The organism is Kutzneria chonburiensis (genome assembly GCF_028622115.1).
Taxonomy (GTDB): Bacteria; Actinomycetota; Actinomycetes; order Mycobacteriales; family Pseudonocardiaceae; genus Kutzneria; species Kutzneria chonburiensis.
Window position 1 is genome coordinate 553146 of sequence record NZ_CP097263.1, and the last position, 13668, is coordinate 566813.

Annotated in this window: 12 protein-coding genes; 10 read left to right on the top strand and 2 right to left on the bottom strand. The window is 70.8% G+C overall.

Annotated elements, in window-relative coordinates:
* Nucleotides 1-5: 5 nt before the first annotated feature.
* The gene (locus M3Q35_RS02665; protein WP_273939970.1) at nt 6-1064 is read right to left on the bottom strand and encodes an effector-associated domain 2-containing protein; all 1059 of its coding nucleotides are present in this window, start codon (nt 1062-1064) and stop codon (nt 6-8) included.
* 49 nt (nt 1065-1113) lie between these two features.
* Between M3Q35_RS02665 and M3Q35_RS02670 the strand changes: the two genes are divergently transcribed.
* The 10 genes from M3Q35_RS02670 to M3Q35_RS02715 all read left to right on the top strand — a co-directional run bounded on the left by M3Q35_RS02670 (nt 1114) and on the right by M3Q35_RS02715 (nt 12424).
* Nucleotides 1114-1791, top strand: a complete 678-nt coding sequence (locus tag M3Q35_RS02670) for a Crp/Fnr family transcriptional regulator (RefSeq protein ID WP_273939972.1) — start codon at nt 1114-1116, stop codon at nt 1789-1791.
* 482 nt (nt 1792-2273) lie between these two features.
* On the top strand, nt 2274-2621 hold the full coding sequence (locus M3Q35_RS02675) for a hypothetical protein (RefSeq protein WP_273939973.1): 348 nt from the start codon (nt 2274-2276) through the stop codon (nt 2619-2621).
* 258 nt (nt 2622-2879) lie between these two features.
* Nucleotides 2880-5390 (top strand): hypothetical protein, encoded by a 2511-nt coding sequence (locus M3Q35_RS02680; protein ID WP_273939974.1) that lies wholly within the window; start codon nt 2880-2882, stop codon nt 5388-5390.
* Nucleotides 5383-6039 carry an ABC transporter ATP-binding protein gene (locus M3Q35_RS02685; RefSeq protein WP_273939975.1) on the top strand — a complete coding sequence of 219 codons (657 nt, stop codon included), beginning with the start codon at nt 5383-5385 and terminating at the stop codon, nt 6037-6039. Before M3Q35_RS02680 ends, M3Q35_RS02685 begins: the two co-directional genes overlap by 8 nt.
* Nucleotides 6039-6665 (top strand): ABC transporter ATP-binding protein, encoded by a 627-nt coding sequence (locus M3Q35_RS02690; protein ID WP_273939976.1) that lies wholly within the window; start codon nt 6039-6041, stop codon nt 6663-6665. The genes M3Q35_RS02685 and M3Q35_RS02690 overlap by 1 nt, the downstream gene beginning before the upstream one ends.
* A gap of 10 nt (nt 6666-6675) precedes the next feature.
* The gene (locus tag M3Q35_RS02695; protein WP_273939977.1) at nt 6676-7464 is read left to right on the top strand and encodes an SIR2 family NAD-dependent protein deacylase; all 789 of its coding nucleotides are present in this window, start codon (nt 6676-6678) and stop codon (nt 7462-7464) included.
* A 13-nt stretch (nt 7465-7477) separates the two neighbouring features.
* Nucleotides 7478-9007, top strand: coding sequence for an AMP-binding protein (locus tag M3Q35_RS02700; RefSeq protein WP_273939978.1), 1530 nt, complete (start codon nt 7478-7480; stop codon nt 9005-9007).
* 1 nt (nt 9008) lies between these two features.
* Nucleotides 9009-9800, top strand: a complete 792-nt coding sequence (locus tag M3Q35_RS02705) for a methyltransferase domain-containing protein (protein WP_273939979.1) — start codon at nt 9009-9011, stop codon at nt 9798-9800.
* A gap of 34 nt (nt 9801-9834) precedes the next feature.
* Nucleotides 9835-10821 carry a helix-turn-helix domain-containing protein gene (locus M3Q35_RS02710; RefSeq protein ID WP_273939980.1) on the top strand — a complete coding sequence of 329 codons (987 nt, stop codon included), beginning with the start codon at nt 9835-9837 and terminating at the stop codon, nt 10819-10821.
* A gap of 286 nt (nt 10822-11107) precedes the next feature.
* Nucleotides 11108-12424 carry an NlpC/P60 family protein gene (locus M3Q35_RS02715; RefSeq protein ID WP_273939981.1) on the top strand — a complete coding sequence of 439 codons (1317 nt, stop codon included), beginning with the start codon at nt 11108-11110 and terminating at the stop codon, nt 12422-12424.
* Here M3Q35_RS02715 and M3Q35_RS02720 read toward each other — a convergent pair.
* Nucleotides 12361-13596, bottom strand: coding sequence for an MFS transporter (locus M3Q35_RS02720; RefSeq protein ID WP_273939982.1), 1236 nt, complete (start codon nt 13594-13596; stop codon nt 12361-12363). The genes M3Q35_RS02715 and M3Q35_RS02720 overlap by 64 nt on opposite strands.
* Nucleotides 13597-13668 lie beyond the last annotated feature (72 nt).

The following is a 13668-nucleotide window of genomic DNA, read 5'->3' on the forward strand; positions in this document are numbered from 1 at the left end:
ACGGGTCAGTCCTGGTCCACCAGTGACGCCAGGATCGTCACCACGTCGCCGTGCAGCGCGTCGACGTCGAGGCTGTCGATGCCTTCGATGCGCTGCACGGCGGTGAGCAGCGCGGCCAGCCCGCCGTCGCGCGTCATGCACGTGCGAACGATCGCGCGAACGTCCGTGCGGGCGCGCGTGCTGCGCGGGATGGACACTCGGATCTGCATCGGCAGCTCCTCGACCACGTCCCGGCGGGCCATGTCGTCCACCATGGACGGCACGCGCAGGAACGCCTCGGCCAGCGCGTGCAGCGCCTCGTCGGGGGCGCTGCGCATGTCGTGCTGCGGCCAGCGGGTCCGAGTGGCGTCCATCAGCGACGGTGACTGCCGGATGGCCTGCACCAGCTGGCCGACCAGCCGCTCGCCGCCGGGCACCACGCGCACCACGCCCGCTTCGACGTCCAGCACCAGCGGCCGCCGGTCCGGCTTGGTCGCCACGGCCTGCGTGACGCCGCCGCGCAGCCAGCCGACGGCCTCCGTCTCCTTGGCGCTGACCTGCACTTCCGCGTAGCTGTCCGGGGCGGCGGCCGGCTCGCCCAACACGACGTGGCGGTAGAAGTCGTCCGACACGATCATCGACAGCGGCGCCTCACCGCGCTTCAACGCGTCCCGCACCGGGTGGCTGTCGACCAGCCGGCACGCGTGGATCACCGCCGCGGCCGACGCGCCGGTGGCGTCGAAGAACACCTGTCCGTGGTGCAGCGCCACCCGCAGGCGGATCTGCGCGCCGTCGGCGTAGCGGCTGTTGTGCTCACGCAGCAACAGCTCCAGCTCGTGCGGCAGCTGCCGCACGAGCCGGCTCTCCGGCACGTCCGAGGTGAGGAACACGACCACGCCGTCACCGGTGTCGTTGTGGTACCCGGCCTCGTAGTCGTGCCCGATACCGTGCAGCGATGCGGTGAGCATCTCGCGCAGACCGGCGCGGACCAGCCGCCGGTGGTCCTCACTGCGGTGGCCACCGCTGAAGCTCTCCACATCGACAACGAGGATCGCCCGGTACACCGAAGGCTGACGCTCTGACATCCGTGTCGTGCCCTCCCAGCAACTACTCTTGCCGAACACCATAGGGGAGGTGATCGCGCTGACCGGTCCGGCCGGCACGTTCTGGGGGCGGCTGTCACCGGCCGAGCAGGCCGCGTTCGCCACCGTGGCCACCCGCAGCCGGTTCGCCGCCGGCGCGGTGATCGTCGGGCAGGGCGAGCAGACCAAGCAGGTCTACGTGGTGCTCGGCGGCCACATCAAGGTGATCGCCGGGGCCGCCGCGGGTCACGGCGTGATGCTGGCCGTGTGCGGGCCCGGCGAGGTCCTCGGCGAGCTGTCGGCCATCGACGGCCGGCCGCGGTCGGCCACGATGACCGCCATCGACGCCGTCGATGTGCTGCAACTGCCGGCCAGCCGGTTGCAGGGCCTGTGCGACCTGCATCCCCGTATCGCCTGGTCGCTGCTGGAGGTCATCGCCCAGCGGCTGCGGGAGACCGACCAGCAGCGCGCCGAGTACGGCGGCGGCAGCACCATGCAACGGGTCGTCACGTTGCTCCTGGACCTCGCCAACCGCCTCGGCCGGCTCACCCCCGACGGCGTGCACATCGCCTCGCCGTTCACCCAGCAGGAGCTGGCCGAGACCGCCTCGACCTCACGTGAGTCGATGGCCCGCATGCTGCGGGAACTGCGCGAGGAAGGCGTGATCACCACCGGCCGGGGCTACTTCGTGATTCACCGGATGGAACGGCTTCGCGAGCTCGTTCGTTGAACTAGACGCCGGTGACGCCGTCGATGGCCTCCCGCAGCAGATCGGCGTGGCCGTCACGTCCAGGGACTCGCCCGCCAGGCCACCGTCTTCGATGTGGTCCCTGCGCGTCCCGCCCGGCGTCACACCGAAACCCGCTCTCACGCACCTCCGAATGTCACATGCGCGTCGTTGTTGCCTCCTAGAGGCACCTCCGGTCCGCATGTGCCGACACCGCCGTTGCTCTCACCGACCCCCCCGAAAATGTCACATGCGCGTCGTTGTTGCCTCCCAGCGGCACTTCCGGTCCGCATGTGACAACGGGGTGGGGCGGTGACCGCCAGGCGGGCGGAGGGGGCGTCGGCCGGTCTGCGAACCACAGATGGCCGGCATGCAAGTGCAGGGCGAAATTTCGTCGTGTGTGTCATGTGACGCAGAACTGGGCCGCCGTGCGGTCTACAAAGGTACTGCGTGCCTGATCAGGCAGGCAGAGGAGGGGACCACCGATGAGCACGAAGCACGAGGAGCGCCGACCCTACAACCGAGTCTTCACCCGTGTCGTCCTGACCGCTTTCTTCACCGCGGTGCAGCTGTGGGCCACGGTCGTGCTGCTGACCCAGATCCACGTCGGCGGCGTGGTCGCCGTCGCACTGGCCGTGGTGATGGCCGGCAGCGTGCTGGCCGCGATCTACGGCTGGCAGGAGGTCCGCGCGGCCAGCCGGCCGCAGACGGGTGACGACGAACTGTCCGACCGGGTCCGGTGGGCCCGCGACAACACCCGCTTCCTCGACGACTTCTACCCGATCGAGCAGCGACAGCGCCGTCGGGACCAGCGCGACCAGATCGCGGTCTAGGCCGAAAGGTCGCCCCGGATCGAGGTGGTCGTCGGCCGGGGACTCGGGACCGCCCGCCTCACGCTCGGGGGAGCGTGGGGCGGGTGAGCAGCACCGGGGGTGGGAGAGGGACCGCCCGCCCGGCCCATTCGGGGAGCCGGGCGGGTGTGCCAGGAAGAGAACCGTGACGCTTCCCGGCAGGGGCGGGAAGCGCCACGGTTCGCTTCCTTTTCGGGAAAAGCTCGACATGACCGGCCGTCGCGAGGTTAATCTCCGCCAATGCAGTTGCCGTGGCGCACGTCCGCTCGCACCGGCCTGAGCAGCGGCAGTTCCGTCGTGGTGGCGACGGTGACCGGTCTGCTCCTGGCTTTCGTCGCCGCATCGGCCGTGTTGTGTGCGGTGAGCACCGGCAACGCCGCGCTGAGTTACCAGGTCGGCCGCGCCTGCCCGCAGTCGTTGGCGGCCACGGTCAACGGGCTGGGCGCGCCGCCGGACCAGGTCGCGCGGATTGCCGAGGACGCCAAGCAGGTCGCACGACAGCAGGGCTTCCCGCAGCCGTTGTTCGGTGCCTACACCCGGCCGACCCGACTCGATCTCGGCGGCCGGCCGTCGCCGGTGATGCGGTTCGGTTACCGCGACGACGCGATGCGGAACCTGCACGCGGTGCAGGGCGGCGCGACGAGCGGCATGTGGCTGGCGCAGAGCCCGGCGCAGGACGCGCATCTGGGGCTCGGTGAGCTGAGCAGCGGGCTGCCGCCGGTCACGGCGATCTACGCCGACCTCGAGGAGCCGGTGCCGGCGTTCTGGTGCAGCGAGGTCGCCAACGTCGTCTACAACAAGCTGGCCGGCGACGGCGGCAGCGCCACCACGGAGTTCCTGCCCACGCTGGCCGACGTCACGAACTTCGGGGAGCGGCTGGACGTCTCGGTCCGCTTTCCCGTGACGGCACCGCGGACCATCGCCGAAGCCCGCGACCTGGCTGCCCGCACCGATCGGCTGGCCGCCGCGCTGCGGACGAAGTTCGCTGCCGACGGTCTGACCGCCTACGCCCCGGTGCGGCAGCCGTTCGTGTCCTCCTTGGCCGAGGCGGAGAAGGCGCAGCGCAACGTGATCGCCTTCGTGCTGCCGCTGACCGCGATCAGCCTTTTGGTCGGGCTGGTCGGCGTCGGGGCGATGGCCGCGCAGTGGTGCCAGCGCCGGCAGCCGGTGCTGCGGCTGCTGTGGGCCCGCGGCAGTTCGCCGCTGGCGTTGGGGGCCAAGGCATTGCTCGAACTCGCCGGCCCGCTGGTGGTCGGCGCCGTGGTCGGGCTGGTGGTCGCGCGGGCGGCGCTGCCCTGGTACGCCCCGGTGGCCTCGTTGGATCCCGGCACGACGACGTGGGCGGCGCTGGTGGTGCTGGGCGTGGTCCTGGCCGCCGGCGCGGTGTTGACGGCGACGGCGGCGTGGCGCACGCACCGGATGTTCCAGGCGCAGGCGCGCCGCCGGATTCCTCGTGTGCTGCGGCTGATTCCGTTCGAGCTGCCGGTCGCCGTGGCGGCAGTGTTCTCCGGGCTGAGCCTGACCCGGTCGGTGCCGTCGACCGGCGGCGTGACGCCACCGCTGGACGCGTTTGCGCTGGCGTTCCCGGTGTTGGTGGTCGTGGTGATCGCTGGCATTGCCGCCCGGCTCGGCCGACTGCTGCTCACGTGGTCGCATCGGCTGAGCGTGTGGTCGCTGCCGTCGGTGCAGCTCGCCGTTCGCCGGCTGGCCGCGGCGAGCACGGCGGCGACGGGTGTGCTGCTGGTCGGGGTGCTGGCTGTCGGCACGCTCGCGGTTGGCAACAGCGTCAACCGGGCCGAGCAGGACGCGTTGGCCAGCAAGTCCGGGAACCTGGTCGGCGGCAACACTTCCGTGCAGATCTCCACCTCGTTCGGTCAGAGCAAGCAGCCGCTGCCGGCCACGGTCGGCGCACACGCCACGGTGGTCGGCGTGGTCGACCGGGGCGCGAGCAACATGGTCGCGGTCGACCCGGACACCTTCGCCAACGGCGCGTGGATCGAGCCCTCCCGGCGGGCCGAGCTGCTGGACCTGGTCGCCAAGCTGGGCCACGGGGCGGCGATCGCCGTCGGAGGTGCGAAAACCGGTTCGGGCATCAGCATTCCCGGGTTCACGCCGCTGCACACGGTCGGCACGCTGCCGGTGTTTCCCGGGATGCCGAACAACATCGGGTACGTGACGGCCCGGTCGGACATCACCACCGCTTCGGAGATCAACTCGTTCTTCGTGTGGTCGAGCGAGGATGCCCCGGCCGTGCTCAAGGCCCTCGGCGACGCGCACATCGACCACATCGCTTACAAGACAACCGAATTGGCGCTGGATGCGTTGCCGTTCTACACGGTGGCATGGACTTTCGGGTACATCGCGTCGGTCGGCGCGCTGCTGGCCGTGATCGCGGCGGCTTCGCTGCTGCTGGCCGTCGGGGCGCGGCGCAGGCAGACGGCGTTGTCCGGGGCTCTGGCGACCCGGATGGGGCTGCGGCCGATCACGTTGATCACAAGTCATCTGCTGGAATTCGGGGCGGTGGCCGGGGCGGTGCTGCTGGCCGGGGTGACGGTCGGGCTGGTCGTGGCCGCGTTCTCCGTGCCACGCCTGGATCCCGCGCCGTGGCTGCGGCCGGTGTCGGTGCTGCCGGACTCGGTGATGTTCGTGGTGATCGCGGTCGTCATCGCGGCCGCGGTGGTCGCGGCGGCCGGTTGGATCGCGGTGCGCGGGGTGCGCACCGCCCGAGTCGGGGAGCTCATCCGTGGCTGATGTCCTTGCCGCCCAAGGGGTCGGTGTCGACTACTCGACGCCGGCCGGCACCGTGACGGCGATCGACGATGTCACGGTTGTGGTGCCCGACAACGGGATCACGGTATTCGCCGGCCCGTCCGGCTCGGGCAAGTCGACGCTGCTGCGCGTGCTGGCGCTGGTCGAGCGGCCAACGCGGGGCGCTGTGGATCTCAGCGGTGAGACGGTGAGCCGGCGTTCGCACCGGCAACTCCGAGCGCTGCGGCGTCAGACCATCGCGCTGATGTTCCAGAACCCCATGGAGAATCTGCTCCCGGAGCTCACTGCCGCGCAGAACGTCATTGCCGCTGCGCAGAGTGCTGGTCGCACAGCCGATCTCGGGTTGCTCGGCGTTGTCGGGCTCGATGGCATGGGCGATTACCGCGTGCCGGCGCTGTCCGGTGGGCAGCAGCAACGGCTGGCGCTGTGCTGCGCGCTGGCCCGTGATCCCAAGGTCGTGCTGGCCGACGAACCGACCTCACAGCTGGACGACGCGTCGGCCGGTCTGGTACTGGAATCGCTGAAAGTATTGGTGGACCGGGGAGTTCCGGTCGCGGTCGCCTCGCACGACGACCGTCTGATCAGCCTGGCCGACCGCGTGGTGCGGATGGAATCTGGGCGGGTGGCGTGATGGCGCTGGTGGCGCAGGGGATCGGCCGGTCCTTCCGGCAGGTCGAGGTGCTGCGCGGGGTGGACCTCGCGGTGGCGCCGGGTGAGTTCGTCACGATCGGCGGACCGTCCGGCTCCGGCAAGAGCGCGCTGCTGTCCATCCTGTGCGGCTTCGACCGGCCGGACGTCGGCAGCGTGCTCATCCGTGACGTGGAACTGGACGGCGCGCCGAGCTGGCAGCGCTGCGCCGTGCTGCCGCAGGCCCTCGGGCTGGCCGGCGAGCTGACGTTGGCGGAGAACACCGCGCTGCCGCTGCTGCTGACCGGGTCGCCGGAGGCCAAGTCGCGCAGCGTCGCCGTGCTGACCGAGCTCGGCATCGGCGAACTCGCCGACCGGTACCCGAACGAGGTGTCCTACGGCCAGCAGCAGCGGGCGGCGCTGGCCCGGGCGATCGTCGTCGAGCCCGAGGTGCTGCTGGCCGACGAGCCCACCGCGCACGTCGACCAGGCCAGCGCCGAAGTCGTGCTGACCGTGCTGCGGCGGGTCGCCGACCGCGGCACCGCCGTGATCGCCGCGACGCACGATCCCCGGGTGCACGCCGTGGCCGATCGGCAGCTTCGGCTGGACAAGGGTCGCCTCGTGGCGTAGCCAGGAGTACATGCGGGACGCGATGCGACTGATCGGCGGGGCCTGGCGCATCACTGTGCTCACCGGGGCCGGTGTGTCGACGTCGTCCGGGATTCCCGATTTCCGCGGGCCGAACGGCGTGTGGACCAAGGATCCCGAGGCGCAGCGGCTGTCGTCCTTGCAGGACTACCTCGCCGACCCTGCAGTACGGGTTCAGGCCTGGCGCAGCCGGGCCGTGCACCCGGCCTGGACGGCCGAGCCCAATGCCGCGCACGCGGCGCTGGTCGAGCTCGAACGCTCCGGCCGGCTGCGGGCGTTGCTCACGCAGAACATCGACGGCCTGCACCAGAAAGCCGGTTCTCAGGCGGTCGTGGAGCTGCACGGATCGTTGATCGAGACGGAGTGCCTGAGCTGCGGTGACCGGCGGCCGATGACCGAGGCCCTCGGCCGTGTCGCCGCCGGCGAGGCCGATCCGCCGTGCCTGGTGTGCGGCGGACTTCTCAAGTCGGCGACCATCTCGTTCGGGCAGGAGCTCGACCAGGACGTGCTGCGGCGGGCCCAGCAGGCCACGTTGGACTGCGATCTGTTCCTCGCCGCCGGCACCTCGCTGACCGTCTTCCCGGCCGCCGCGCTGCCGGAGTTGGCCGTACGGGCCGGGGCCGCGCTGCTGATCTGCAACGCCGAGCCCACCCCGTTCGACGACCTCGCCGACGCCGTGGTGCGTGCGCCGCTGACCGAGTCACTGCCCGCTTTGGTGGCCGCTGAAACGATCGAGCCGCGTGGTCGCCTGTCGACGTGGGGCGATCCGGCCACTTGGTAGCTAGGGTGTTGTGATGCGGGTCCCACTCACCGTCAGTGACTTCCTGGACCGTGCAGCGACGGTCCTCGCCGACAGCGTCGCGATCGTGGACGAGCCGGCCCAGCCGGCCGATCCCGTCGCCACCACCACCTACCGCGAGCTGGCCGGGCGGGTTCGCGCCTGGCAGGCCGGCCTGGACGCGTTGGGCGTCGGCGAGGGCGAGCGGGTCGCCGTCGTCAGCCACAACTCGGCGCGGTTGATGGAGTTGCTGCACGCCGTGCCGGCCAGCGGGCGCATCTGCGTGCCGGTCAACTTCCGGCTGCGGGCCGACGAGATCGCCTACATCGTCGAGCACAGCGGCGCGTCCGTGCTGTTGGTCGACCCCGAGCTGGACGACCCTCTCAAGGGCGTGACGGCGCCGCACCGGTTCGTGTTGGGGGCGGAGACCGAGCAGCTCATGCGCTTCGACACCGAGCCGCGGCCGTGGTCGGCGCCGGACGAGGACGCCACCGCCACGATCAACTACACCTCCGGCACCACCGCGCGGCCCAAGGGCGTGCAGCTGACGCACCGCAACATCTGGACCAACGCCGTCACCTTCGCCATGCACGTTCGGGCGTGGGAGCGGGATGTCTATATGCACACGCTGCCGATGTTCCACTGCAACGGCTGGGGCATGCCGTACGGGTTGACCGGCGTCGGCGCGCGGCACATCGTGCTGCGCAAGGTCGACGGCACCGAGATCCTCCGGCGCGTTCAGGACCACGGCGTGACCCTGATGTGCGGCGCGCCGGCCGTGTGGAACGCCGTTCTCGACGCCGCCCAGACCTGGTCCGGCGAGATTCCCGGGCGCGACAAGGTTCGCATCGTCTGCGCCGGCGCTCCGCCGCCCACCCGGACCATCGCTCGCGTGCAGGACGAGCTGGGGTGGGAGTTCCTCCAGATCTACGGTCTGACCGAGACGTCGCCTCTGCTCACCTTCAACCGCACCCGGCCGCAGGACGTCGACCTGCCGCCGTTGGAGCGCGCCGCCAAGCTCTCCCGCGCCGGCGGGGCCGCCCTCGGCGCCCGGATCGCCATCTCCGACAGCGGTGAGGTGCTCGCCCGGTCCAATGTGGTGCTCGAAGGCTACTGGGAGAACCCTGACGCGACCGCCGATGCGTTGGCCGACGGATGGTTCCACACCGGTGACGGCGGTTCCCTCGACGAGGAGGGCCATCTCGTCATCTCCGACCGCCGCAAGGACGTCATCATCACCGGCGGCGAGAACGTGTCGTCCATCGAGGTCGAGGACTGCCTGTTCAGCCACCCCGCCGTCGCCGAGGTCGCGGTCATCGGCGTGCCCGACGAGAAGTGGGGCGAGACCATCAAGGCCCTCGTCGTGCTCTCCGCCGAGGCCACCGAGGCCGAGCTCATCGCCCACTGCAAGCAGCGCCTCGCCGGCTACAAGGCCCCCACCTCCGTCGAGTTCCGCGAGGCCATCCCCCGCACGGCCACCGGCAAGATCCAGAAGTACAAGCTCCGCGAGCCGTACTGGAGCGGCCGGGACCGTAAGGTCAACTGACGTGAGCCGCTATCTGCTGGACAACCGCCGCCCGGAAGCCGGTGAACGGTTCGTCGCGCTGGCCGAGCTGTTCGATCCGTGGACGTTCCGCCATCTCGACGACGTGGGCCTCGGCGCGGGCTGGTGGTGCTGGGAGGTCGGCGCCGGCGGCGTCTCGGTGCCGAACGGCCTGGCCGAGCGGGTCGGGCCCGGCGGCCGGGTGCTGGCCACCGACATCGACGTGTCGTGGACCGAGCCCGCGGCCGGCGGTGCACTGGAGGTCCGTCGTCACGACGTGACGACCGACCCGCCCCCGGCCGAGCAGTTCGACCTGGTCCACGCCCGCCTGGTGCTCGTTCACCTGGAGGATCGCGCGGCCGCGTTGCAGGTCATGGTCGATGCGCTCCGGCCGGGCGGCTGGCTGGTGATCGAGGATGCGGACCCCGCGCTGCAACCGCTGGCCTGTCCGGACGAGCGCGGTCCCGCCGAGGAGTTGGCCAACCGTCTGCGCGCCGCAACCCGCGCGCTGATGGTCGAGCGCGGCGCCGACCTCGCCTACGGGCGCACGCTGCCCAGGCTGCTGCGTGAGTCGGACCTGCTGGACGTTCGCGCGGAGGCTTACTTCCCGATCGGATCACCCGCCTGCACCGTCCTGGAAGCCGCCACCATGCACCACGTTCGCGACCAGTTGCTGAGCGCGGGACTGGCGACCCCTGAGGAGATCGAGACCCACCTGGAGAACCTCGCCGCCGGCGACCTACAGCTCATGCTGGCCCCGATGGTCACTGCCTGGGGCCGGAAACCGACGCCTTGACTCTCAAGTCGGTTGAGATCCCATAGTGGCCGGTGTGAACGAGCTCTATCCCATCGGGGACGTCGCCCGCCGCACCGGCCTGAGCGTGAGCGCGATCAGGTTCTACGCCGACGAGGGCGTCGTCACGCCCAGCGGCCATACCGAGGGCGGCTTCCGGCTGTACGACGTGCACGCCATCGCCCGTCTCGAACTCGTGCGCACCTTGCGTGATCTCGGCGCCGGTCTGGACGACATCCGCCGGGTGCTGGCCGAGCAGACCACCCTGCACGACCTGGCCGTCGCGCATCTGCGGCTGGTCGAGGACCAGCTGCGCCAGTTCCGGGCCCGCCGCGCGGTGCTGCGGACCATCGTGCGCCAACACACCACTACGGAGCAGGTGAGCCTGATGCACAAGCTCGCGTCGATGTCCGACGACGACCGCGACCAGCTCATCACCCGGTTCTGGGACTTCGTGACCGACGGCCTCGACGTCCACCCCGGCTACGTCGAGCAGCTGCGCGACCGGCGGCCGCACCTGCCCGACGAGCCCACCACCGCACAGCTCGAGGCCTGGATCGAGCTGGCCGAGGTCGTGCAGGACGACCAGTTCCGCACGGCGCTGCGCGATCACCTGCACCGGATCTTCGGCACCGAGCAGGGCAAGCTGATGACCTCGCCGGAGATGATGGCGCATGCCGAGACGCAGCGGCAGCTCTTCCTGGAGGCCCAGGCGGCGCAGCAGGCCGGTGTGCCTACGACGTCACCGCAGGCCCGGGACATCGCCGAGCGCACGGCCGCCCACCGCGCCGAAATGGTCGCCGCCATGACCGGGCGGCACGACGCCGCCAAGTCCCGGCGCAGCATGGTCGACTTCGACCGGGGCCGGGCGGCCGAGCTCCGGGCCAGGATGACCGGGCTGAACCTGATCACCCGGTACGGCGCCTTGGTGGCGACGATCAACGGCACGCCCCAGCCGGATCCCGAACGAACGACGACGGTGCAGGAATGGCTGGCCGCCGCCCTGCGTCACGACCCCGCCTGACACCGCTGTCCGGCAGTCGTGAATTGGTTTCATGACTGCCTCGGGCGGAGGCCTGGTCGGGCCTGCGGTGAGTGCGCCGTCAACCACCCATTACCCCTGCTGAGGGGCCTGTGCGTAGCACGTCGCTAGGCCATTGGTGTGACACGTGTGGCTGATGATGGGTGAGTTTTGCACGGGGTATGTGGCGTGCGTGGGGCGGGAGTGGCACAGTGGCCTCGTGCCTGGTTGACGCCGTTCGGCTGTGCGCAGTACGCCGAACGGCCCAACCTTCGCGAGGAGGTGCGGGGTGGTTCGAGCAGCGGTGCTGGCCGGGGTGGTGCTGGCCCTGGTGATGGGCTCGGCCGGAGCGGGCAGCGCGGCGCCCCCGCCGCCGAACAACCCTTCGGACACCGACATCAGTGCCGGCCAGGACGCGGTCAAGGACAAGGCGGCGAAGGTCGGCGACCTGAGCAACCAGCTGGCGGCCGCGGACGCGAAGCTCGAAGACCTCCAGTCCCAGGTCGAAGCCCGGATGGAAGAGGTCAACAAGGCCCGGGTCGACCTCGAAACGGCGCAGGCGGCGGCGCAGCAGGCTGGCGACGAGGCGGCGGCGGCCAAGCTGGAGTCGGACGCGGCGTCGAAGGCGATGGACGACGCCCGCAAGCGCCTCGACGACTTCGCGGCGGCCAGTTTCTCGCAGGGCAGTGCGGTCGGCGGCTTCTCGGCCCTGTTCGACGCGACCAGCCCCGACAACCTGCTGGCCCGCGTGCAGATGCTGAACGCCGTCAGCGAGTCGGAGCTCAAGGCGATGGACGTGACGCAGCGGGCCGAGGTGGACCGCGCGAACAAGGAGTCGGCCAGCCGCAAGGCAGTGCAGGTGGCCAAGGAGAAGCAGGACGCGGCCGACGCGGCCAAGCGCAAGGTGGACGCGGCGATGGCGGCGGCGGTGGCCGCGCGGCAGAGCGAGGCGGCGCAGGAGAAGCAGCTCCAGTCGTCCAAGTCGGACATGGAGGGCCAGCTGTCGGCGGCCCAGGCCAACGTCACCGACCTCCAGGCCCAGCGCCAGCGCTACGTCGACTGGCAGGCGCAGAAGAAGAAGGAAGAAGAAGCGGCTGCGGCGGCCGCTGCTGCGGCGGCGGCCTCGCGACCGGTGGGCAACCGGCCGGCCCCGCCGCCGCGCCCGGTGCCGGTCGCGGCCGCCGGACGGGCGGCGGCGGTGATCGGCCGCGCGATGGCCGAGCTGGGTATGCCGTACGCGTGGGGCGGCGGCACGCCGAGCGGCCCGAGCCGCGGCATCAGCGACGGCGGCGGCGACGCCGACTACTACGGCGACTACAACAAGATCGGCTTCGACTGCTCCGGCCTGATGGTCTACGCCTTCGCCGGCGTCGGCATCTACCTGCCGCACTACAGCGGCTACCAGTACTACGCCGGCCAGCACGTGCCGCTGTCCCAGATGGCCCCGGGCGACATGCTGTTCTACGGCAACCCCAGCAACATCCACCACGTCACCATGTACATCGGCGGTGGCCGCATGATCGAGGCGCCGTACTCCGGCTCCTATGTACGCGTGGTACCGGTGCGCTGGGGCGAGATCATGCCGTACGCCACGCGCGTCCTCTGAGGCCGCCGCAGCGTGAACGGCGTGGCCAGCGCCAGCACGCCGGCCACAGCGATCGCCTCGCGCGGCCCGATCCAGCTGGCCAGCAAGCCCCACAGTGCCGTCATGAGCGCGATGCTGACCTTGGTCGTGACCGACCACGCCGACAACACCCGGGCGACGTTGTCGTGCGCGGAGTTCTCCAGCCGGGTGGTCGCCGACACCGGGGCGTAGATGCTGCAACACACGATGATCCCGAACTCGAGGCCGATCACCAGCAGCAGTCCGGGCAGACCCGGCCCGACGAAGGCCAGCCCCACCACCCAGATTGCCCTGAGCGCGCCGGAAAAGTACAGCACACGGTCCTGGCCGAACCGCCGCACGAGCGGCCGTGACAGCCGTGAGCCGACCAGGCCACCCAGGCACGGAATGCCGAACGCCAAGCCGTATTGCCACGGTGTGAAGCCGAGGTCGCCGAGCATCAACACCGCCAGCAGCGGGGCGGTCGCCATGAGCAAACCGTTGTACAGCGCGGAGTTCACGAACAGCGGCCGCAGCACCGGGTGGCGCACGACATGCCGCCAGCCGTCGAAGATCTCGCCGGCACCGAGCTTGCGCGCCTGACCCGGTGCCGGCTCCTGGCCGTTGATCGCCCGAATTCCCAACGCCGACAAGAGAAAGCTCACCGCGTTGGCCACGATCGTGGTCAACGGCCCGAACGCGCCGATGGCCAGCCCGCCGGCCGGCGGCCCGACAGCGGTCGCGGCCCAGGCCGTCGCCTCGAAGCGGCCGTTGGCCTGGAGTAGATCTTCCTTGGCCACCAACGACTTCAGGAACGCCCCGCTGGCCGCCGTGAACACGATGTCGGCCGTGGCGACCACCACCGACACCACGACCAGCTGCCCGAACGTCAAGGCGTGCACCAGATACGCCGCCGGCAGCGTCAACAGGGCCGTGAACCGCAGCAGGTCCATGGCCACCATCACCGGCCGCTTGCGCCGGAACTCGACCCACGGCCCCAGCGGCACCGCGACCAGCGCGCCGACGATCAGCCCGGCCGCCGCCAGCAGCGACACCTCGGCCGGCGTGCTGTGCAGCACCAGGATCGCCACGAGCGGGAAGGCGTCGAACGCGAACCAGGTGCCGACCGTGCTGGCCGCGTAGGCCGCCCACAGCCAGCCGAAATCCCTACCCATACGGCGATCTTCACGGCTGTCGGCCGTGCCGGCAAACAACCCCGGGCCGGCGAGCCACAACCGGCGGTTGTA